At 59.3% G+C, this 22806-nt stretch carries 21 protein-coding genes; 7 read left to right on the top strand and 14 right to left on the bottom strand.

From position 1 onward, the window contains the following. Window positions 1–45 precede the first annotated feature (45 nt). Window positions 46–759: a class I SAM-dependent methyltransferase gene (locus tag F462_RS12995; protein WP_244270829.1), complete on the top strand. Its 714-nt coding sequence runs from the start codon at window positions 46–48 to the stop codon at window positions 757–759. Further along, complete coding sequence (locus F462_RS00345) at window positions 756–1700, top strand: ATP-grasp fold amidoligase family protein (RefSeq protein ID WP_018874685.1); 945 nt, start codon at window positions 756–758, stop codon at window positions 1698–1700. Before F462_RS12995 ends, F462_RS00345 begins: the two co-directional genes overlap by 4 nt. Window positions 1701–1813: 113 nt before the next feature. Here the strand turns inward: F462_RS00345 and F462_RS00340 are convergent, their stop codons facing one another. From F462_RS00340 to rfbB, 9 genes are all read right to left on the bottom strand, one after another. After that, window positions 1814–2365: a sugar transferase gene (locus F462_RS00340; RefSeq protein WP_026280117.1), complete on the bottom strand. Its 552-nt coding sequence runs from the start codon at window positions 2363–2365 to the stop codon at window positions 1814–1816. A 720-nt stretch (window positions 2366–3085) separates the two neighbouring features. After that, a complete protein-coding gene (locus F462_RS14035) occupies window positions 3086–3778 on the bottom strand; it encodes a class I SAM-dependent methyltransferase (protein ID WP_371180480.1) in 693 nt (230 codons plus the stop codon). Window positions 3779–3928: 150 nt separating this feature from the next. After that, a complete protein-coding gene (locus tag F462_RS00330) occupies window positions 3929–6829 on the bottom strand; it encodes a glycosyltransferase (RefSeq protein WP_038050737.1) in 2901 nt (966 codons plus the stop codon). After that, complete coding sequence (locus F462_RS00325; protein ID WP_038050735.1) at window positions 6829–8184, bottom strand: ABC transporter ATP-binding protein; 1356 nt, start codon at window positions 8182–8184, stop codon at window positions 6829–6831. Before F462_RS00325 ends, F462_RS00330 begins: the two co-directional genes overlap by 1 nt. Then, the gene (locus F462_RS00320) at window positions 8174–8962 is read right to left on the bottom strand and encodes an ABC transporter permease (RefSeq protein ID WP_018874680.1); all 789 of its coding nucleotides are present in this window, start codon (window positions 8960–8962) and stop codon (window positions 8174–8176) included. Before F462_RS00320 ends, F462_RS00325 begins: the two co-directional genes overlap by 11 nt. 38 nt (window positions 8963–9000) lie before the next feature. Beyond that, entirely contained in the window at window positions 9001–9549 is a 549-nt protein-coding gene (rfbC, locus tag F462_RS00315) for a dTDP-4-dehydrorhamnose 3,5-epimerase (protein WP_038050734.1), read from the bottom strand. Continuing rightward, window positions 9546–10430, bottom strand: coding sequence for a glucose-1-phosphate thymidylyltransferase RfbA (rfbA, locus tag F462_RS00310; protein ID WP_018874678.1), 885 nt, complete (start codon window positions 10428–10430; stop codon window positions 9546–9548). Before rfbA ends, rfbC begins: the two co-directional genes overlap by 4 nt. Then, window positions 10427–11314 (bottom strand): dTDP-4-dehydrorhamnose reductase, encoded by an 888-nt coding sequence (gene rfbD, locus F462_RS00305; protein WP_038050732.1) that lies wholly within the window; start codon window positions 11312–11314, stop codon window positions 10427–10429. The genes rfbA and rfbD overlap by 4 nt, the downstream gene beginning before the upstream one ends. Then, window positions 11311–12372 carry a dTDP-glucose 4,6-dehydratase gene (gene rfbB / locus F462_RS00300; protein WP_038050730.1) on the bottom strand — a complete coding sequence of 354 codons (1062 nt, stop codon included), beginning with the start codon at window positions 12370–12372 and terminating at the stop codon, window positions 11311–11313. The genes rfbD and rfbB overlap by 4 nt, the downstream gene beginning before the upstream one ends. Window positions 12373–12782: 410 nt before the next feature. Between rfbB and F462_RS00295 the strand changes: the two genes are divergently transcribed. From F462_RS00295 to F462_RS00275, 5 genes are read left to right on the top strand one after another with little or no spacing between them, the layout of a single operon-like run. Further along, window positions 12783–13730 (top strand): NAD-dependent epimerase/dehydratase family protein, encoded by a 948-nt coding sequence (locus F462_RS00295; RefSeq protein ID WP_038050728.1) that lies wholly within the window; start codon window positions 12783–12785, stop codon window positions 13728–13730. Between the two features lie 55 nt (window positions 13731–13785). Continuing rightward, a complete protein-coding gene (locus tag F462_RS00290) occupies window positions 13786–15060 on the top strand; it encodes an NAD(P)/FAD-dependent oxidoreductase (RefSeq protein WP_081911333.1) in 1275 nt (424 codons plus the stop codon). Continuing rightward, entirely contained in the window at window positions 15053–16777 is a 1725-nt protein-coding gene (locus F462_RS00285; protein WP_038050727.1) for a hypothetical protein, read from the top strand. Before F462_RS00290 ends, F462_RS00285 begins: the two co-directional genes overlap by 8 nt. Beyond that, window positions 16732–17763, top strand: a complete 1032-nt coding sequence (locus F462_RS00280; protein ID WP_371180477.1) for a glycosyltransferase family 2 protein — start codon at window positions 16732–16734, stop codon at window positions 17761–17763. Before F462_RS00285 ends, F462_RS00280 begins: the two co-directional genes overlap by 46 nt. Next, a complete protein-coding gene (locus F462_RS00275; protein ID WP_018874671.1) occupies window positions 17760–18509 on the top strand; it encodes a glycosyltransferase family 2 protein in 750 nt (249 codons plus the stop codon). Before F462_RS00280 ends, F462_RS00275 begins: the two co-directional genes overlap by 4 nt. A gap of 332 nt (window positions 18510–18841) precedes the next feature. Here F462_RS00275 and F462_RS00270 read toward each other — a convergent pair whose 3' ends face one another. From F462_RS00270 to F462_RS00250, 5 genes are all read right to left on the bottom strand, one after another. Further along, on the bottom strand, window positions 18842–19834 hold the full coding sequence (locus F462_RS00270) for a glycosyltransferase family 2 protein (RefSeq protein WP_038050723.1): 993 nt from the start codon (window positions 19832–19834) through the stop codon (window positions 18842–18844). After that, window positions 19831–20436: a sulfotransferase gene (locus tag F462_RS00265; RefSeq protein ID WP_244270827.1), complete on the bottom strand. Its 606-nt coding sequence runs from the start codon at window positions 20434–20436 to the stop codon at window positions 19831–19833. The genes F462_RS00270 and F462_RS00265 overlap by 4 nt, the downstream gene beginning before the upstream one ends. An 88-nt stretch (window positions 20437–20524) precedes the next feature. After that, on the bottom strand, window positions 20525–20875 hold the full coding sequence (locus F462_RS13910) for a phosphopantetheine-binding protein (protein WP_244270826.1): 351 nt from the start codon (window positions 20873–20875) through the stop codon (window positions 20525–20527). Next, the gene (locus F462_RS13905; RefSeq protein WP_244270825.1) at window positions 20812–21918 is read right to left on the bottom strand and encodes a cytochrome P450; all 1107 of its coding nucleotides are present in this window, start codon (window positions 21916–21918) and stop codon (window positions 20812–20814) included. Before F462_RS13905 ends, F462_RS13910 begins: the two co-directional genes overlap by 64 nt. Beyond that, window positions 21915–22559, bottom strand: a complete 645-nt coding sequence (locus F462_RS00250; RefSeq protein ID WP_038050720.1) for an acetyltransferase — start codon at window positions 22557–22559, stop codon at window positions 21915–21917. Before F462_RS00250 ends, F462_RS13905 begins: the two co-directional genes overlap by 4 nt. Window positions 22560–22806: the final 247 nt, after the last annotated feature.

The following is a 22806-nucleotide window of genomic DNA, read 5'->3' as shown; positions in this document are numbered from 1 at the left end:
ATACCGAAACATTCGACCAGCGGGGCCGCTCGTAACAACAACGCGATGGCAGAGTTCCCTAATGCCCGTGATCAGGAGCTTGCCGAGCTACTAAACAGGCTGTCGCCCCTTCCAGGGGAAACGATCGTGGATGCCCCAGCGGGGGGTGGGTACGTTGCCGACCGGTTGAAGACCCAGGGCGCTGAAGTGGTGTGCGTAGAACCCTCGTCCGAGTTTGCGTCACCTCTCGAAGAAAACCATACGACGATCATCTCCCCAATCTGGGATATACCTCTTCCGGATCAAAGCGTTGACAAGGTTGCGAGCCTGGCGGGACTCCATCACCTTTCTTCTTCAGAATGTCGCGGCTTCTTCAACGAAGCCTGCCGGGTGCTGCGACCCGGCGGGCAGATCGTTGTCGCCGATGTTCGAACAGGATCAGCCGCTGCAGCTTTCTTGAACGGACCCGTGGATCGTTGGACCGAGACAGGCCACCGCGGTGTCTTCTTCGCCCTCGGTGAATTGCGCAACCACCTAGTCCAAGCCAAATTCCTGAACACATTCGAGACCGAAGAGCGTATCACTTGGCAATGCCCCGACTTGCCCTCCTTGGCTCGTTTTGTTCACCAGTTGTTCGGCATGGTTCGACTGCCGCCATCGGACGTCATGAGGCTTATTGTCCACCACTTGGAAGCCTACGAATCGCCCGGTGGCGCCTACATGCCATGGTCTCTCACCTATGCTTCAGGTACCAAGCCCTTAGATCCGAGTTCCGCGTGAAATACCTGGACCGAGCACTGCTGGCGGCGGTTACCCTTTGGTGCTGGATTCGGTATCTCCCCATCACATTGCGCACCCTACGCCGCACGCATCGTCTCCCTTGTGCCGGCTTGCCCGTAACCGGAAACGACAAGTTTTTCTGGCGCAAGATATTCGATCATGACCCCCGATTTACCATCGTCAGCGACAAACTCGCCTGCAAGGAGTGGGTAGCAGCCCGTGTCCCCGGCCTCTCCATCGCTTCGGTCCTCTGGAAGGGTGCTGACCCGCGTGGCATACCGGACACACTCCTTCGGCGCAACGCCGTATTCAAGGCGAACCATGGCTGCGGCACTAACCATCTAATTCACCAGGGCCACTGCGACCGGGGCTACATCGAGCAACTGGGATTCCAGTGGATGTCTCAGACACACGGTCGACGGCATCACGAGTGGGGCTATTTCGGGATCCCCCGCCAGCTATTCCTTGAAGAGATGATTGCACCCAACACAGGCGGACCGGACGAACTCAAAATCTACACCTTTGGTTCTCGTGTGGTACGCCTCATCCACATCAGTGGCCGCTTTCGGGACATGCGTGCGAACGTCTGGAATTTCGACCCATCGGGAGAACCCATTCGCAGCGTGGAGCGGGCCGCAGTCGCCCCGCCATCCCCCACCCAGCCATTGCCCCCATCCATCGATGACGCTCTGACGATTGCCCGAAAACTGGGACAAGAGTTCGACCACGTCCGGGTCGACCTTCTCTGGGATAGCGAACGCCTCTGGTTCGGAGAACTTACACTCTACAACCAGGCCGGACACTTTCCGGGCCGTTTGGGAACCCACAAAGACTCACCACTCACCCAACACTGGACTGTGCTCGACAGCAGCTTCTTTCAACGAGAACTATCAGGCTGGCGCCACTGGTACAGACATGCGCTCCAGCGCCAGCACACCTGAACACACGCGCAGCCTGAGTACACGTTGTACCCCTGGCTCCGCCTGTCAGGTGGGAGCGGACTTGCCCGCGAAGCCCCCGCCAAACCCGAAAACCACCAATAGCGCCGCGGAACTTAACCCCGCACCCGATCCCCGGAACCCTTCCCCGTAACCGTCAAAACCAGATACCGGAAATAGCCCATAAGCGTCATCGACCCAATCATCTTGGCATCCACCTCGGCCAGCCTTTCGGGGTCCGACATATCAATCCCGTTCACCTGCGCCAGCCCGGTAATACCGGGGCGCACCGCAAATACCCCGCGCGCCTCGCGCGCCGCGATCAACTCCATCTGACTCACGAGGCAAGGCCGTGGCCCCACCAGGCTCATCTCCCCCTTCAGCACGTTCCAAAGCTGCGGCAACTCATCCAGCTTCGTTTTGCGCAGAAAGTGACCCAAACGGGTAATCGACGAAGCCTGCGCCAGATGCGTCGCCACCGACGCCGTATCCGGCCGCATCGTCCGAAACTTCACCAGCACAAACGGCCGCTGATACCGCCCCACCCGCTCCTGCAGGAACAGCGGCGAACGCGACTCCAGCCAGCCCAGCACCCACAACACCGCCATCACCGGTGCCGCTACCACCAGCCCCACCAACGCCAGCACCACATCCAGAACCCGAATCAGAACACCTCCCTATCTCTGTTATGACACCGCACCGAAAGCCCGGTGAATACGCCCCACTGCACGGCACGCCCAAGGCGTTACCCTCCTTAAACCGAAGCGGCGCGGCCTCTCTCCACCCGGTAGAAGCGGCCTGGGCCACGAAGCTCCCGCCGAATCGACCATACAGTCGGCCCCTGGGGCGGGCGACAAAGCCATCGCTAATAGCCCTCACCGGCCATTGGCAGCCAGTTAAGGATTCGCATTATCGACGCAACGATCCATCAAAGCTGACGGCCGAGCCCTTCAAGTAGCCCAGCATGCCTCCATCCTCACTGCCGAACGTGAAGGGCCGCGTCTGCATCGGGTATGCGTTCTTTCGAAGAGCTAAACGACTCGGTCAACTTCATCGCGCTTGCCCCACCAATGACCATGCCCCTTCAACGGTGGCTTCAGGTCACAGACCGGCACCAAGACGCCGGCACCGCAAAAGAGGCTAAACGGCCGCACCGTCCAAGCGATGGCAAACTGCCGCAATGTGTCCCACCTGCTTGCGTACTTTCAGAGAGAACCGCCGACAGGCGTCAGTCATGTTCCTGAACCCACCGCCCTATTGTCTTGCCCCAATATTTCAAAAGGGTCACGACCCTGCCCCACCACGCGAGACAGTCCGAGCCGAGGTACAGCCCGAGCAAGCGTGTCAAGTTCTTCTTCCCCCCGCAGGCGCACATCACCGTCCAATCATCACCTCCCGCCACTGGCACAGACCGACGCTAGCTCCCTGTCTATCTTCTCTAGCAATTGCTTGCGCGAAAGCCCCGGTCCATCGCCGTGCCTTCCCAGCGATATAAAGAACTCGCAACCCTCGGATGGGAACCAACCAATCTCTCTCAATCCGACCAAATCCAAATCCGATAAGTCTTGCAAAATAAGCCGAAACGACGAAGGCACAAAACACCATCCATGACCGTCAATATACCCATCCCTCTCTGGACGCGCGCGCAGAAGCTCTCGAGCTGACTGCGCATCATTACATAGGGTCGGGCGGCCACTACTCGCCGAGCCCCACGCCCCTTTGCCATCTAACTCACTGTAATAGAGATGTGACTCGACTAGCGTTCCTATACTGTGGCGACTTCGCTCTTCGAAAAACCGATCCAACACCTCACCCAGTCCGGATATCGATCTATACCGATCAAAGCAATACCTCTTGTCCGGCACCGCGAGAACAACAACCCCCCGGTCGTTCAATATCTGCTCGCAATCGCGAAGGAACGCGACCAGGTCCGGGACATGCTCCACGACATGTGAGGCAATAATCCAGTCGAACCGGCCACGTGAAAGGTCTACCAAATCCGCGTACCGCTCCCCCCTCCATACATAATCTATTTCTTCCACTTGCGACGGGTCCAGACCGCACGTCAAGCGTTTCAACATCATACCCAGCGGCTTTTGGCGCTAACGGCCGGTGGTTCGGGCCGATCTCCAGCCCTCGCCCATAACCGTTTATACATGAAAGTATTTTCTCCGACCGGTCTACGATCACTCGATTAACCCCAACGCAATACAATCAAGCATAAGCATGTACTAGCTCACCACAGCCGTGTTCCTAGGCTTCCGTGGGGGCCATGAAAGCGAAAAAGACGCAGTTTCCAATGAAAAATTCGGGTTATACATCGGATCCATCTGAATCCACTCCTTCCAACGACTCTCCATGTAGCCTACCTCCTGTACGAACCGCTCACTCGATTCGCCTTGATCATCCCTGGGCCTGCTCGCGGATTCATGATGGTAAAGTTCAGCAGTGGGCACCAAAACGTTCCTGTAACCACGCTCTGCTAGCCTTAGACACAAGTCAACGTCATTGAATGCCACTGCCAGACGTTCCTCGTTCATGCCCCCGATCTCTTGATAGACCTCCCTCCGTATCACAAGACACGCAGCTGTCACAGCTGAATACTGGCCTGGGAGGCCCGCTCGCGCCATATACCCAAAGCTGTATTCCGAGAGGCCTTGGTGAGCGTTAGCGGCGACACCGCCGACGCCTATCGTAATTCCCGCATGCTGGATCGTACCGCTTGGGTAGAGGAGCCGGGCACCTACTGCACCGACGTCAGACTGTAACGCATACCCAACCATGTCGGTCAGCCAGTTAGGGTGCCGTACTTCTGTGTCGTTGTTGATCAACCCGACTATTGGTGACTCGATATGCTCGATCGCACGATTATTAATTGCCGAGAAGTTAAACGGCCCTTCATCCCGGACAACCCGGACGCGACTACTCTCTACCTCGCTCAGATAATCCAGGGTTGCAGGGTCGTCCGAGCCGTTATCGACGATCAGGATCTGGTAGTTTGGGTAATCAGTCCTTGCGAGGATGCTTTCTACACAACGACGCAGCAGATCGACCCTGTTTCGAGTCGGAATCACTAACGTGGCGGCCGGCGGCTCTTTAGGCAGCGCGAAGCGCACGTGGTACCCATGGGGCAGCATTCTCACCTCGGAGCCAGGCGCCCTGCTACGAACATGCTCAGCTAATGCTTTCGCGCCAGCTTCCATTGCGTAGGGCTTGGCCTGTGCCCCAGATGCGGTGCTTTTTTCATGTGCCCGCCAGTGATACAGGACATGCGGGATGTGTACGATCTGTTCGGGGCGAACTGCAGCGCTGCACCTGAGGGCAAGATCGTAGTCCTGTGCCCCCTCGTATCCCTCTCGAAATCCGTCCTGCGTCACAACCAAGTCTCTCTGATACGCACCAAGGTGGCTAAACATGTTCTGCGAGAGAAACAGGTACGGGTTCCAGTCCGTCTTGAAATAAGGTCCAAAACGTTGGCCATCCTCATCGATCTTGTCTTCGTCGGAATAGATCATCCGGGCTTCGGGGAACTCATTGATAGATGCCACCAGGTGGTACAGCGCGTCTTCGGCAAGGACATCGTCTTGGTCCAGCAGAACAACCCACTCGCCCTGGGCCAGTTCCAGAGCGGTATTGCTGGCGGCAGATATATGGCCGTTGCTGTCGCGAAGGGCGAGCTTTATGCGTGAGTCTTCATCTACGTAACGCTGCAGAAGATCGCGTACATGCGGATCCGTGGATGCGTCATCGGCGATACACAACTCCCAATCGGGGTAGAGCTGCTTCCGCACCGATTCGATGGCCTCATAGAGCCATTCCGGATTCGGGTTATAGACAGGCATCAAGACAGAGATCGTAGGCTGTACCTCAATGGTGTCGAGGCGCTCGCGGATCGCGGCACGGTCGGTGTCATCAAGGGTGTCATACAGCTTCACCCACATTCGGTAGTCCGATGGATCTACAATCCGTCCATCGACCCGAACGGCGCCACCGATTCCGTACGTACGGGCGTCATGCCAGCGTCTGCGAACCCCTGTCGGGCCCTCCTGCAGCAGAATTCTTCCAGTTGCACCGAGGGTCCGTGCCAAGCCTCCTTTACTGCGTACGATGTGTCGTCCCGTGTGGATCCACCCACCGACGCGGCGATAGGGGGCGGTGAGTTTCCAGCTACGTGAAGCGCGAACCTCCGCAACTTCCGCCTGCAGTTGCTCGATACGCTGCATGCGAACCATCAACTCGTTGTGTAAATCCTGGAGCTCCCGCCGCCGCTGGGTGACGCGGTGCTGCTGACGTGCCAGCATGCGGATGAGGGGATCGACATACTCTACTAAGGGTCGGTCCAACTTCGACCGAGGATTGTCCGCCTGCGAAGGAGGTTCGGACGGCTCGTCCGAAAAACGAAGGTGGCCTGCTGCGACGCCTTCGTCTTTGCCCGCAACCAACCGGGTACCCAGGCCAACACTCTGCGAGGCCCGTTTCTCGATGACGCAGAGGGAATCATAGAAACGGATCGATTCGATCTGGCCAAGAATGGCGTCATCCAGACGAATACCGAAGCGGCGTGCATACCCCGTCAGCCACTGGGATGCAGTCCTCTGAACACCCCAGTGACCCCGGTTCAGTACATCCACCATGAGCTTGAAAAAGTGGACGGAGGAATACGGGGCATCAAGGCCTCCCCCATAGTCTTCCCAATAACTTGTGTGCAGGTCTTCGACGACATACACCCCTCCAGGATGGACCCGAGGAAAGTATTCTCCAAACGCACGCACTACGTCCGTTACGTGGTGCGATCCGTCGTCAATGACGATGTCGAACGCCCCACCACACGCGTCGACCGCTCGCACCGTTGCCTGCTCGCAGGCATCTCCCGAGATCACCTTGATGCGGGGGTCGTGAAACGCCAGCTCAGCACAAGCGGGGTCGATATCGCAGCCGAGTATGAGTTCGGCCGAAGCGAAGTACCTGGACCACAGCTCAAGCGATCCTCCATTCTGGACGCCGATCTCGAACAGACGGATGGACTCACCACGGCGAGGGGTGAACAGACCCTCGTACACGTCCAAATTGCCGCTCCACTTGTCCGAGACTTTCCCCTGGTGCTCCTGGTAAAGCGATCTCAACGACTTCATCAGCTCGCCTCAAGTGAAATACGGTCAAATGCTACGCCCACCATCCCCCAACGCACCTTGCTCGAGGCGACCGAGAACATCAGTGCGTCGTGCAGCCAATGATGCTGGACGTGGTCATGCAGGTCTCCGTCCGCCAGAGAGGCCGTCAGCACATAATCACCATTGGGCAACATTGGCAAACGGAATCGATAGCGCGCCACGAGTGTCTGTCCCGCTGTGGCCGGGGTCGGACTCACGTCCGTGAAAGGAAGGGTATTGTCCCCGAACAAATCCTGACCCAAGCGGTTGCGCACCATAAATCCGACGATTGGACGATTCATTCGTTGATGCACTCTAGCCTTAATCACTAGTTCGACCCGCTCGCCACCACGCATCACCTTTTGATGCTCGCCCTGCTCATCCGTGAAGTACAGGTCGAGCAATTCCCCTGCGCCACTCTTCCAGCCGGAGGCCAGATCCAGGTTCGCCTTGACCGTCAACTCGCCATCGTATGCAGGGATCGGCGCCCTCGCCCCTTCGTCGGATTGTGGAACCCCGCCATCGTCTCGGGATGGAGAGCGAATGCTCTCGACTTCCACCTCCTCGCCATGGACCTGACGGATACTGTATTCGAGGTAATCTTCAGCAACGGTTCTTGGCGTTCCCAATGCTCGAACCTGGCCCCGGTCCAGCCATAGCGCCCGGTCGCAGAGACTCATCACGGAGTTCATGTCATGGCTGACGAAAATCAATGAGCCCCGTTGGCGAAATCGTCTAATAAACCGCATGCAGCGCTGCATGAATGTCGCATCACCAACAGCCAATGCCTCATCGATGACCAGCAAGTCAGCATCCACATGGGCGATGACGGCGAATGCGAGCCGCACGTACATACCGCTCGAGTACGTCTTGACCGGCTGTTCCATGTACTCGCCGATATCGGCGAACTCGGCGATGCTCTGGAAGCGCTGCTGCGTCTGGCTCTGCGTCAACCCGTACAGGGAGGCCGCAAGGAACACATTTTCACGACCGGTGAATTCGGGATTGAAGCCCGCCCCCAACTCGAGCAACGCAGCGACCCGTCCATGAATCTCCACAGTCCCCGAGGAGGGCGCGACGGTTCCACACAAGATCTGCAGCAGGGTCGACTTGCCGGACCCATTGGAACCAACGATTCCTAGTGACTCACCACGGTGCACGGTGAAACCCACCTCTGACAGCGCATTCACTTCCCGGTAGTAAGCGTGGCTTTTAAGACCCAAAGCTCCCCTGAGCCTGGGTAGGAGATACTGTTTGAGGCGGTCGCGCGGCGAGGCGTACAGGGCGTATCGCTTGCTTACGCCGGTCACTCTGGCGACCACGTCGTCAGAGGACATCCGCAAAGCCCCTTCTTGTCTTTTGAAACCACACGAATCCAACCCACGCCACCAGAGTCGAGACCATCAGATAGAGCGCCCAGGCTAACCAATCGGGTTCGCGCCCCCAGATCACTACGTCGCGCAGAGACTCGATCATCAACGTGAGCGGATTCAACACCATCCATGGCTGCATGAATTCAGGCAATGCGCTGACCGGATAGAACACGGGCGAAAGAAAGAGCAGTGCTGTCGCCAGCACCCCTGTCACCTGCCCAATATCCCTCAGAAAGACGCCGAGGGAGGACAGAATCCAGCCAACACCCAGACTCAAAACCACCAACGGGAATAAGATGACAGGCACCAGCAGAACCGTAGGATGCAAATGCCCGTTCACGATCGCAAACGCCAACAAGAGGATAAGGCCGCTTACCAGAGCGTGAAACGCTGCACTGGATGCCGTAACCACTGGGAGTAACTCCAGCGGAAAAACGACCTTCTTGACGTAATTGGCCTGGCCAATTACGACGCCTGGAGCCCGCGTCAGCACTTCTGCAAACAGTGCATGAACGATCAAGCCCGAGAACAGCACCAGTGCAAAATGGACCGTCGTGGGTTGTTCCACGGCCCAGCGAGCCTCGAACACCACGGTAAAAACGAATGTAAAAACCAGGAGCATCAACAGGGGGTGAAGAAACGACCAGAACAAACCCAGAACTGAACCTCGATATCGCCCGGCCACCTCGCGCCTGGTCAGCCGCGCCAACAACCGTCTGTTCGACCAAAGACTCTGCCCCATGGCTCGTGGTCCGGTCGAAGCAATGGCATGCGGGTCCACTAGAACACCTCCGCGTGCACAAGCGGGGGCGCCTCGGCATCCTTGGGCGACAGTCTTGGCGCCACGGGAAGCACTGGCCACTGGATGCCGATATCCCGGTCATCCCAAGCAATTGCCCGCTCCCGGTCTGGCGCGTAAACGTCGGTGGTTTTGTACAGCACCTCGGTCCCTTCGGTCAGCGACAGGAACCCATGGGCAAACCCAGGCGGCACCCAAAGTTGTCTTCGGTTCTTCGCAGTCAACTCGGCACTGACCCACGAACCGAATGTGGGTGAATCGCGTCGGATGTCCACGGCCACGTCGAAAATCGCCCCAGCGACAACGCGCACCAGCTTCCCCTGCGCCTTCGGGGGTAGCTGGTAGTGAAGCCCACGCAAGACGCCTGTGTCACTACAGCTATGGTTGTCCTGTACAAAGTGGTGTTCCTCACCGACGATCCTCTCGAAAGTCGGCTGATTGAAGCTCTCATAGAACCAGCCACGCCCGTCCGCGAATGCGCAGGGCTGCAGCTCGATGACTTCGGGAAGTTCCAGTGGGAACCCCTTCATGGAGATACCTCTCGGACCAGCTGCGAAAGGTACTCCCCATCTGGATTCCCGGAGGAGGGCTGGGCAACCTGCATAAGCTTCGTCGCGTCGATCCATCCCTTCCGATACGCGACCTCTTCCGGGCAAGCCAGCTTCACTCCGCGCTCGTCTTCCAGAACCTTCACACGTTGGCTGGCCTCCAGGAGCGAAGCATGGGTACCTGCGTCCATCCATTGCTGGTCAGCCCCCATGACTTCCGCGCGCAGACGCCCCTTTTCCAGATACAGCCGATTCAGGTCCGTGATTTCCAGTTCACCACGAGCCGAGGGTTCCAGTGTTCGAGCCAGGTCAATCACGTCTGCGTCATAGAAATAGAGCCCGGCCACGGCATATGCAGAGCGAGGACAAACCGGCTTTTCTTCCAGCGTGCGGACACACCCAGATTGATCAAACTCGACAACCCCGTAGCGCTCGGGGTCGGGGACCTGATATGCGAATATGGTCCCATCGCCCTCTCGATCCGCGGCCTGTTGCAGAACTCCTTCCAACCCTTCGCCAAGAAAGATGTTGTCACCCAGAATCAGAGCCGCCGGGTCACCGGCAAGGAAGTTTTCGCCAATCAGAAATGCCTCGGCCAAACCATTCGGTTTCGGCTGCGCTGCGTAGTGCAGGCTAAGGCCCCACTGCTCGCCGTCACCGAGCAGTTCGGCAAAAGCACCCAGGTCCCGCGGCGTCGAAATAATCAGGATATCCCGGATACCGGCCCGCATCAGAGTCGTGAGCGGGTAAAAGATCATCGGCTTGTCGTACACCGGTAGAAGCTGCTTGCTGACGACCCGCGTAACAGGATACAGCCGCGTCCCGTAGCCACCCGCCAGGATGATTCCCTTCCGTTCACTCATAACAATCGAGCCATGATCTTATCCACCTCCTCATCCCATGCGGGAGGTGTAATGCCAAATGTCTGCTGGATCCTTGAAGTGTCAAGCACCGAGTAAGATGGCCGGGTCGCAAGGACCGGATACTCCTCGCTGCTGACGGGAACCACCCGATCTCTTGCCACGCGAAGCGATGCCCCATGATTCTGAGCATAGCCAACCAACCGCCTTGCCAGGTCGAACCAGGTCGTCTCGCCATGTGTAGCGACGTGGTACAAACCATAGGGAAACTCGCCCCGAACGTTCGAACGCCATGCGTTGACCAACTGCGAGGTCACCGCGGCCAGCAGGGCCGCAGAGGTGGGGGCACCTCGCTGATCATTCACGACACGCAGTTCGTCACGCTCGGCTGCGAGACGCAATATCGTCTTCACGAAATTTCGCCCGTGAACCCCCACCACCCACCCGGTCCTCAGGACGAGATGCCGGGGATTCTGGCTGGTCACTGCCTCCTCGCCAGCCTGTTTGGTTTGGCCATACACCGACAAGGGCCGCGGCACATCCGTCTCTCGATAAGGCCTCGACGCACACCCGTCGAACACATAGTCGGTAGAGAAATGCACCATCAGCGACTGCTGGCGGTCCGCCTCCTTGGCCATAACTCCAGGTGCGATCGCGTTAACCACCTCGGCCTCGGCAGGCTCTTCTTCAGCTCGATCCACAGCGGTGTAGGCCGCCGCGTTCACAATCACATCAGGCTGCGCCGCCCGAATCACCTGCCGGAGGGCATCCACATCCGTCAAGTCAATCTCCGATCGCGTCAGAGTACGAACAGAGCCCAGAGAGGCCAGGGTCTCGCGCAACTCGCACCCCACCTGGCCGCCCGCGCCGAACAACAGAATTCTCATCCCGCGCTCGCGTGATACTGACGGTCGATCCAATCGCGGTAGGCGCCCGTAGTCACCCGGGAGACCCAATCTTCGTTGTCCAGATACCAATGCATTGTCTTGCGCAACCCACTGGAAAAAGTCTCCTGCGGGGCCCAGCCCAGCGTGTCCATGGCTCGCCTGGCATCAATCGCATAGCGTCGATCGTGCCCGGGCCGGTCCTTCACCATGCGCACCAGTGAGCGATAATCGCGGCCCGGCCGCGCGTCGCCAAGAAGATCACAGAGGGCCTCGACGACCTCAAGATTGGTGCGCTCCGCCGAGCCTCCCACTGCGTACACTGCTCCCGGTTCGCCCGCCTCCAGCATATGGCGCAGCGCGGCACAATGATCCGAGACATGAAGCCAGTCGCGAACCTGACGCCCATCGCCATACACCGGAATATGCTGCCCATGAACCGCTCGGTGGAGGACCAGTGGAATCAGCTTCTCGGGAAACTGGTACGGGCCATAGTTGTTGGAACAATTGCTAGTAAGCGTCGGGAGCCCATACGTGTGGTGGTAGGCCCTTACCAGATGGTCGGATGCGGCCTTGCTGGCGGCGTAGGGACTGTTGGGGCGATACGGAGATTGCTCATCGAAGGCGGGATCCCCTTCGTTTAGTGCTCCGAACACTTCATCGGTCGACACATGCAGAAAGCGAAAGCCAGCGCGCAGGTCACCACTCATTGTGTCCCAGTACTCGCGCACCGACTCGAGCAAACGGAACGTTCCCAACACATTAGTTTGCATGAAAGCATCCGGCCCCAGAATGGACCGGTCCACATGCGACTCGGCTGCGAAATGCACAACAGCCCTTGGCTGGTGTTCCCGCAACAAACGCGACAGCAAGTCTCCATCCGAGACATCACCCCGGACGAACCGATACCGGGAATCCCCCTGCACCGAAATCAGATTCTCAAGATTACCGGCGTAGGTGAGCTTGTCGAGGTTCACCAAGGGTTCATCACGCGTGGCCAGCCACTCGAGCACAAAATTCGAGCCGATGAACCCGGCGCCACCTGTCACCAGAATACTCACAATCCTCCCTACGAAGTCTGATGTCGGCCACATTCGCCCGCCCTCTCAGTATCGAGAGAGCAAATGTGGGCGTGGGCTTTCAACACAGCCTCCGATTCCCCACCATATCGATCTCAGCCGCGAAAAACCACACCCCAGTTATTGGATAATCCGGGCTTGAATAGCGCCCCGGATTCACGCAGCACGACCTCGTTCAGGGCTTTGCAAATCCGGCGCAGACTGGACTTCCCCTGTTCTTCTGGTCCAACCTCCGCCGCAAGCCCAGCGTGCCAGGGACTGCTTGTGAAACAGCATGAAGCAACCCAGATGCATCCCCGTCAGACTGCCCACGATTGCCAGCTGTCACCCTTTGCCATCGAGCCCGCATTTCGTCAGCACCCCGCCGCTGTTCTCTTCCTCTTGAGACCCGTATGAAGCAGGACTCTGGCGCCAAGTGCCCGCCGAAAACCGTTCTCGCCGGCGGCGCGGGGCTTGTAGGGCAGAACCTTGTAGACCGCATACTTTCCAGTGGGACGGGTGAAATCGTCGTCATCGACAAGGACGTCGCTCGATTGCACGAATTGCGACAACGTCATCCCGGTGTGACTACCATTGCGGCCGACCTGTCAAAGCCTGGTGACTGGACTGACTGCTTTGATGGGGCAACAGCTGCGGTCGTACTCCAGGCCCAGATCAGCAGTCGTTACCGAGCCGATTTCGAGCGCAACAACCTGGCGAGCACCCGCCGAGTACTGGCCGCACTACAGCAACATTGCGTTCCTTACACAGTGCATGTGAGTTCATCGGTCGTCTGTTCCGTGGCTGAAGACCCTTATGCGCAGACCAAGCGAGAGCAGGAACAAATGTTCCTGGACAGCAGCCTTCCAGGCGTTGTTCTCCGCCCCACGCTCTTGTTTGGGCGCCATGACCGCCGCCACCTCGCATGGCTGGCTCGATTCATGCGGTACTCACCGGTGTTCCCCATCCCCGGCGACGGGCGCTATCTTCGCCAGCCGCTCTTTGTGCAAGACTTCTGTGCGATCGTCGAACACTGTCTCGACCACCGCCCTGAACTCGACTGCCTCAACCTGACGGGCCTGGAGCCCATAACGTATATCGATCTGGTCCGTTACTTGCGGCGCGTCACGCAAGCCCGCTCCCTGCTTCTGCCGATACCCATTTCCCTTTTCGGAGCGTTGCTGCAAACCTACGGGGCCCTGACACGGCGCCCCCCGTTCACCAGAAACCAGCTGCAGGCGCTGATCGCCGGCGACCATTTCGAAGTAATCGACTGGCCGGCGCGATTCGAAATCGAACCTACCCCGCTGCACGAAGCGCTCGAAAAAACCTTTGGCAAAACCCGGCACACCGGTGACTGAACGGCACACAACCGAACGCAGGGCATCCGCTGGCACCCCACGCCCGGAACGCGAGGTGGCCGTCATCGGCGCCGGCCCCATGGGGCTGGCCGCCGCTTACCAGCTCCTTCAGGACGGTCATCGGGTTCACGTGTACGAGGCATCGCCCGTCATCGGCGGAATGTCCACGACATTCGAACTGGGCGGAACGCCAATAGAACGCTTCTACCACTTTATCTGTGCCCACGACCGGCCGATGTTCGACCTGCTGAAGGAGCTGGATCTCGAAGACCGGTTGCACTGGGAAACCACGCGCATGGGATTCTTCCTGGACGGCAAGCTCCATGAATGGGGGAACCCCCTCGCCTTGCTCCGGCTGCCGGGACTTGGCCCTGTATCCAAACTGCGATATGGGATCCATGCCTACCTCTGCACTCGATGGCGGCACTGGCACGACCTGGACCAGCAACAGGCCGCCCCCTGGCTCCGGCGCTGGGTAGGAAAGCGAGCCTATGATCGTCTGTGGAAGCCCCTCCTGGAATTGAAGTTTCACCACCACACAGAGGAGCTTTCCGCCGCCTGGATCTGGAACCGCATCCACCGTCTCGGCCGCTCGCGCAAAAACCTTATGCAGGAACGGCTCGGCTATCTTGAAGGCGGCTCGGCCACGTTGCTGCAAGCGTTGCATGAGCACATTCGCGCCGCAGGCGGTCACGTACTTCCCGGACACCCGGTAGACCGCGTGCATGTGCAAGACGGCATGGTCAAAGGCGTGAAACTGCACGCTGGCACTTACGCACACGACGCCGTCATCAGTACCGTTCCGCTCCGCCGTGTGCCGGACATGGTGCCCGCTCTCCCCCAGAGCGACCGCAACCGCATTCACGCGTTGAAGTTCCTTGCCGTGGCGTGTGTGGTTTTCAAACTAAAGCGCCCAGTTAGCGACAAGTTCTGGATCAACATCAACGATCCGTCCGTAGACCTGCCCGGCATCGTGGAATACACCAACCTGCGCCCGCTGGACGCCCATATTGTCTATGCACCCTACTACCTGCCTGCCGGGCACCCGACGTACCAGGAGGATGACGACACGCTGATCGAGCGGACCTGGGAACACCTGCGCCGGATTAACCCGGCATTACGGCCCGATGACAGGATCGCGGCCGAAGTCAGCCGATACCGACATGCGCAGCCGGTTTGCCGCCCCGGACACCTTGACGATCTTCCTCCTGCCAACAGCTCGATCGAAGGGCTGTACATGGCCGACACCGCCTATTACTACCCGGAAGATCGCGGTATTGCCGAGAGCGTGCGCCTTGGTCGCCAGTTGGCAAGGATGGTTGATGCCTGAGCACAACTACCAGGCACCGCGCCTGGCGATGCTTTTCTTCTGGTGCGTGGCCCTGGCGACGCTCGGGTTAACGGCCTTTGGGTCCGTGCAAGGCTTCTCGCCGGTGCCCTACTGGGACATGTGGGACGGGCAGCTAGCGTTCTACCTGAATCTTCCCGAGGCCGGCCTGACAGCCTGGTGGGACCAGCACAACGAGCATCGCATCCTGCTGACCCGGCTATTCTTCTTCGCGGACCTCCACTGGCTGAACGGCAGTGGCTGGCTGCTGATCCTAGTGAATCATCTGCTCGCGGTGTCTGCCGCCATGCTCTTCATCGGCGCACTCCGAAGTGCGCTTTCGGAATCTAGTGACGGCCTGCTCGGCCCCGCTTTGGCCCCACTGTTGTTTGCCTGGTTCCTGCTATGGATGCAGCACGAAAACTTCCTTTGGGGATTTCAGATTCAATTTTTCCTGGCACAACTCCTGCCGGCCCTCGCCCTGTTTCTGCTGTACCGTTCCAACTACTCATCCGAGATCAATGTAACTTTCATCGCAGCATGCGGAGCCGGGGTCGCCGCGCTGGGCACGATGGCCAATGGCGTCGTCGCACTCCCACTTATGGCACTTCTAGCCATCGTGACGCGACAGGGGCTTTCCCGAACCGCCATCCTGGTCGCACTCGCCATCCTCGGACCAATCGCGTACTTCTATGGCTTCAACGATGTAGAGAGTCACGGATCGCTATCCAGCGCCCTTAGGGACAGCCCGATCCGCCTCGTGCGCTATGTCTTCTTGTACCTGGGCTCGCCTTTCTTCCATCTGATGGGCGGCGGGACACAGGGGATCTACCTTGCCACCGCAGCAGGCGCCTTCATGGTGGCCGCAACCGCGTTCACGGGAATACGCTTCCTGCTGGGGCCACGTCGACTGACGATCGAGGCCGCCATGCTGACCTTTGTCGTCTTCATTGTGGGCACCGCTGTCGCAACCGCAGGCGGTCGTGTGACTTTCGGCCTCGAACAGGCCCTTTCGTCTCGATATACCACCCCGGCCCTAATGGGCTGGGCCGCATTGCTGGTGGCCCATGCCCGCATGCTGGTCATCCTTCCCGCTGCAGTTCGTGCCACGCTGCTGGCAGCTGCTGCCGTACTGGCGGTCGCTATCGTCATACACCAACTACAGGCCCTGGACCCCGAGGGCCACCAGGCTTCCGATCGTGACGCCGCAGCACTTCCCCTTGCCCTCCAGATCCATGATCCAGAAAGAATTCAGCGCGTGTATCCCGATTCGAAAACCGCCCTTGACCTGGCAAGACGCGCACAGGACGCCGGTGTAACCGTGTTCGCAAAACCGCCCCTTCGCGAAGCACCGCGGCTCCTCGAACAAGCCAAAGAACCCGGACCGGTTTCCAATTGCCTGGCCTTCCTCGATAGCTACCAGGCCCTGCCTTTCGCACCCGGCTTCGCCTATATCACCGGTTGGGCGCACGCCCCCGACCTGCGGCGATCGCCGCAAACCCTTCAGATCCTGGACTCGCGTGGCGAAGCGGTTGGCATCGGCATCACCGGGCGCTACCGCCCAGACGTGGCGGAAACGATCGGCCCTGACGCTAGACACGCCGGTTTCTCGGGCTACATTGAGGCCTCGGCGCTCACGGATGACTTGACTGTGCAGGGCATCGGCACAACGCGATGTCGTGGCCCGCTGCCCGGCATGCATACCCAAAAGGCCCACTAATGGAAGCGTTTCGCGAACATCCCTCCCGTTCGACGTACGCCCCGGTCACGGTCATCATCGTGAATTGGAACTCCGGTCGACTCCTGCAGCAATGCTTGGAGGCCCTTTCGAAGCAGAGCGTGACCCCTTCGAGCATCCTGGTGGTCGACAATGCCAGCACCGATGGCTCCATCGACAACCTGCCCGAGTCCGAAAACATCACGGTGAAACGGGCGGACATCAACCTGGGCTTTGCCGCCGGTAACAACTGGGCCATCGAAGCGTGCTCAACCGAATTCATCGCCCTCCTCAATCCGGATGCATTCCCCGCACCCGGGTGGCTGGAAGAGCTCCTGCACGCCGCAGAGCGGAGTCCGGAGGCGGCCGCATTCGCATCCAGAATGATCCAGCATAATGAACCCGAACTATTGGATGGAGCGGGCGATGCCTACCACGTTACCGGCCTTTTCTGGCGCATCGGGCACGGACGCAAACCCTCGCCCGCCACGCTGCACACGCGCCCGGTGTTTTCGGCTTGCGCCGGGGCCGCACTGTATCGCCGGCAAGCCGTTCGTGAAGCGGGAGGATTCGACGAAGACTTCTTCTGCTACGGTGAAGATGTCGACCTGGGATTCAGGCTACGCTTGTCAGGCCACACCGTGCTCTATGTACCTAAGGCTATCGCCTACCACGTCGGGGGCGGCTCCAGTGGTGGTACGCAAAGCGATTTCGCGGCCTACTACGGCCAGCGCAACCTACCGTGGGTTTTCCTCAAGAACATGCCGACCACGTTGATGTGGGCGCTGCTGCCCGCTCACATCCTGGTGAACGTCCTTCTCATCCTGCGCGCGATGAGTCGCGGCCAGGGGCGCATTGTCCTGCGCGCCAAGTGGGACGCGGCAAGCCAACTCCGTGAGGTGTGGAAGAAACGACGCGCCATACAGGCACAACGCCGAGTCGGCCCGCGCGCCTTGTGGCCATTCCTTCACAAGGGATGGCCGCGATGATCACCGTCTCGATCGTCAGCCATGGACACGGCGAAATGGTCAGCGAGCTCGCGTGCAGCCTCCTCCCCCTTCCCGAAGTGTCCCAGATTCTGGTCACGCTCAACCGTCGGGAAAACCTGGAGTTTCCCGATCACCCCAAGCTGGAAATCATTCAAAATCGACGGCGTGTCGGATTCGGGTGCAACCACAACCGGGCATTCCAGCGCGCTACTGAGCCTTATTTCTGTGTGATGAATCCGGACGTCATTCTCACCGAGAATCCCTTTCCCAGCCTGCTCGAGACTTTGCGCGAAACAGGGGCAGGCCTTGTGGCTCCTCAAGTATACGACGCAGCTCATAGGCTCCAGCCCAGTGCCCGCCGCTTCCCCACGGTGGCCTCACTGACCCGCAAGCTACTGAAGGGCGAGATGGGCGCTTATCCGGCGCCCACGGGGTCTGCGCCCACCTACCCCGACTGGGTTGCCGGTGTGTTCATGCTGGCGAGCAGGGACGCATATCGCAACGTGGACGGCTTCGACAGGGCCTATTTCCTCTACTACGAGGACGTCGACCTGTGCGCCAGGATATGGTCCGCCGGGCACACCGTCGTGTTGGACCCGAACGCAGCCGTCACCCACGACGCACAGAAAAGAAGCCACGCAGATCCGATCCATTTCCTGATGCATGTCCGAAGTCTGCTGCGCTACCTGCGAAAGCACAGATTCCATCGCTCCAGGAGGTCCAATCGCTCGCCGAACGCGCCCTGATATATTTGCGCGCGGTCGACCTGCCAGCAGCACACGAATTCCTGTCAGTTAGGGAGACGCTGATTTAGTCGCACGTCCGCGTTGGTGCCCCCTGTTTTCCGAGACAAGGCGCGTCGTGCAGCGGGTAGTGGTTCTACCCGCAAGCGGCGCAACGCAGGATCGGGAAACAGGGGGTACCAACCCCACAAGCCATAGAAAGCAGGGGCTCGGCCGCTTTTGCGCGCGCACAGCGTTGCGGTTCCCTTGTGCAGAGTGACTGCACGGCAGTCACCGCGCCTTGTTCGCACGCAAAAGCGACTCGAGCGCGGACGCGCGATTAAATCAGCGTCTCCCTAAGGCCTCGGCGGGTGAAATGGAACCAGCCGGTGCCACCAGCGCCGCAGCCAGGGCCTGTCTGCCAGACGAAACGCCAGCACTCGCAACAGGTTCGGCACGGGTATGGTCAACGCGTAATTTTCACGGCAGCGGTCCAGAAAACGTTGGGCCAGGTCTTCGCGGCCGATGCGGCGGAAGTACCGGTGAATCATGCAGTACGTATGCGCGGCCTCTGCATGCCTGTCCTGACGATTGAGGCTGGACCAGACTCCGCCATCGTGTACCTGGTAAACACCAGGCCGAATGTCGCTGTGATGATGGCTTCCGCCATACGCACCCAGTAGCACCAGCAGAAAGCGGTCACCGTTACGGACCAGACTGCGCTCGACGCAGCGTGCAAGCGGCACATTGCGAAAGACCAGGCTCAGCGTCAGTAGAAACCCGTCGCCCTGCTCCAGCTCGCGCGCCGAAAAGTCACGCTGGCAATACCTTGGCAGCTTTGACGCTGCAACAAGCTCCCCCTGCGCATCACGGATCTCCGCATCGTGGCCAGACACAACACACTCCGGATGCCGCTCCAAATAGTCCACCTGAGTCTGGAGCTTGTCGGGATCAGTCCAGTAATCGTCACCCTCACACACCGCGATGTATCGTCCGCGGGTCAAAGGCTCCATCGCATGCCAGCCCTTCCGCCCTTGGGAATACTGATTCTCGGCTTGCAGGATCGGACGGATGACGTTTGGGTAGCGCGTCGCGTAGCGACGGACAATTTCCGACGTGCCATCCGTGGACGCATCGTCGTGGACAATGATCTCGAACGGAAAATCGGTGCGCTGCATCAGGAACCCTCTAAGCGCACTCTCAATAAACGGAGCGTGGTTATAAGTGAGGCATCGAATGCTTAGAAGGGGCTCGGTGCGTCCATCCCACTCCGCCAGGAGCTCCTGTTCGGAGCGTGGTTCCTCCGACGGGTCCGGCGCTCGGCTTCCACTGGATTCTGCGCTCTTCATGAACTTCGATTTTCCCAGGGGAAAGAACCCTCTGGCTCGTCGGGAAGCCCGAGGAACTCGAGAAAGCGCTGGTAGGCGCCAGGCTCAGCGAGATTGAGAACCAACAGATCCTGGGGGCGCGTCCGAAAGTAGTCCATTACCTCTCGATTGTGCCGTCGATAATGGTGAATCATGATCTCCGCGTTATACGGATCGTCATCAGGCGTCCCGTGCATTCGGACGGTGTTGTACAGAAACCCCTTTCGACAGTACCGCGCGCGGCGCAGATCATCGGCCGTTGGAACCTTCCCATCGCGACCAAACAATCGGGAATGAAAGCGTACGAGGGACTCGTACCACTGCTCCGGACTATCCCGAATCGTCAAGATGAAAAGGCTTCCGGGAAAGGCTGCGTCCAGATGCCGGAACGTCCCCGGACAACTAAAAGGTACATCCTGAAATACTTGGGCGGAATCACAGTATCGGATGATCGCCCCGAAGCGCCCCTCGAAATAATCGCGGTCATAGAGCCATTCCGCCTCGCGCTGGTCGCCCACCGGAAACCCGAGATCCTCGAACGTCCTTCGCAGGGACGTGGTACCGGTCTTGTTTCGTCCGATCACGAAGATCTTGCGGCGATTTCTTGCCCGCCAACGGTTCCGCAGAACCTTCGGCGCGAAACGCAGCCGATGGGCCGCAAACCTCAGTTCGTCAAGCAATCCCTGCTCCGCAGCCACCCTGTTCCCGCTGGCAACGCTGGATCTCGGATAGCACGTCGCCAAGGCTCATGTGATTCGTCAGATTCTCGATCGCAATATCTACCTTGAAATCATCTTCCAGTCCCATCATCAGATCCAGCAACTCGAGGGAGTCCAGATCCAGATCCTCCATTCGCATGGCGGCCCCATCAGTCAGCACACGGGCCGCAGACTCGCCTTGACCAGCGTCCCTTAGCCGCTTGGCCACCCGGTCCAGGAACATGTCCAGGGCGTCGCCGGTTACATCGCCCTGTAGCGGCGGAAGACGCTCGGAACGGGCTGCTCCGGCTGAAAGTTTTCCCATGGAATCTCTTTGTCCCATCGTGCCAGCCCTCCCATCCAGGCTTGCGTAATCTCCAGAGAAAGTGGCATTCCGACACAGAAATGTGGCCCATGTCCGAAAGCCAGATCATCCCTTGCGACGGGACAGGTCGAACCTGCCCGGTCCCGAGCCATTAGCATAAAGACCACCAGTTCACCTGGGTGCACGTCCAGTTCGGCCTCATTCAATCGCCCGGGCGCCACCCGTGAGATTAGATTGACCGGGCGCGTATACCGAAAGATATCCCGAGCCTGCATTCCGGCCAGCCACTCCGTTCGTTCGGCCGCAGGCTGAGCACGCCACAAATGCAGAAAATCTGCCATACCGCCGACCAGCGGATCACGCCCCATGAGGACGAAGCTCATCAGCACCCATGCCCTTTCTCGTGCCTCGGAATCCTCGTGATACTCCTGCAATAGCCCCGCCATGGCATCTAGAGTATCTCCGAGGCGACGCGGATGGTGCACCAACTCGAACAGCGACTGCGGGTGCGCCGCCAATTCCGGGTAATGCTTCTCCGAGCCTGGTAACAAAAGCTCGAAAAGTCGAAACAACATCCTATCCACAAACTGCACCGCCCCTAGGGTCGCAAGCCCCATGCCCTTATCGGCACGGCATATTGTGCGAAAATGCACCTCGACCAGATCATCGAGCTCTGGCCGCAAGACATCCTTCGCGACACGGGCCAGCCTGGAAAAATGTTTCCTCCCCTCCCGGTGAAAATCACCGTCGAGAAAAATTGGGCTCCGCCTGAAAAACTCCCCGACAAGCGAACCATTCAGGCCAAAGTGATCACACATCCCCTCTAACCCAGCCGCCTGAGAAAAAGGACACAAAGGGGCATTCGAAAGTAGTTCGCGCATAAGCGCAGGGTCGGCAACGATGTGCAAACGTTCCCCATGATGTTCGATTACTTCGACCCTCGATGTTGAAACTTCGTGAGGTAGTGGCGCAACCGAACGGCGTTTACGAACTCTTTCCAGAATGAGTTGGCGCAGCCATAAGGAACGCGTCTCGGTGGTCACCACGGCTCCTGCCTTCGAACCGCTCGGGCGGGTGCCCCTACCGCCGTAACGTGCTCACCCAAGTCGCGAGAAACCAGCGAGCCCGCGCCCACCACGGAGCCGCGCCCAATCGAAACCTCTGGCTTGATCACTGTACCTGCGCCAACCATCGCTCCGTGTCCGATGTTCGCGCCCCTGGCAGTCACCACACCTGGGCCGATATGCACATGGTCCCCCAACCTGCTGTGATGGCCGATGCATCCGCCACCGTTCACGATGACATTCGAACCGAGGCGACAACCGGGACCTATAATCGACAGGGGCCCAACATAGGAACCCGCCCCAACGATCACATCCGAGCCAATAACAGCCGTAGGATCAATCACCGTGGCCCGAACGCGCCCCAAGGATGCCATCTCCTCAAATAGCCGCTTTCGCGCAGCATTATCGCCCACTGCCACAACCACGGCTGCTTCCGGAAAGTCCCCCAGGTCCGGAACACGCCCAAGGAGGGGAAGCCCAGCAAAGTGGTCCGTCGCCAACGGCTCCACATCGTCAAGAAAACCCAGCGCCTCCACCTCACTCCCAGCCCGCCAACCTCGCAGAAGCGTATCAGCCACACATTGCCCATGGCCACCGGCCCCGATGATCAGGACTTTCATATTCCCCCCAACCCTCCGCGTTTGAGCGAGGGCGTCCATGTTTCCCTGCGAGGCACTGGAGGTTTCCCCGCAAGATGCACCGGCTCGAACCCTGCACTGAACCATACCCGCTTTTGAGCGACGCCTGATCCAGGTCTAACCTTGCGTGAGTTGCGTCGCCTGCTCGCGGCGGAGTACCCACCATGAGCATCGGGGGGACAACCCAATTCTGCAGCCCATTCAGAATACTGAACGGTTTCGCACCGTT

It is taken from the genome of Thioalkalivibrio sp. ALJ1, assembly GCF_000745395.1.
Taxonomy (GTDB): domain Bacteria; phylum Pseudomonadota; class Gammaproteobacteria; order Ectothiorhodospirales; family Ectothiorhodospiraceae; genus Thioalkalivibrio.
The sequence above is the reverse complement of the archived record's forward strand: the minus strand, read 5'-3'. Positions and strand labels throughout refer to the sequence as shown.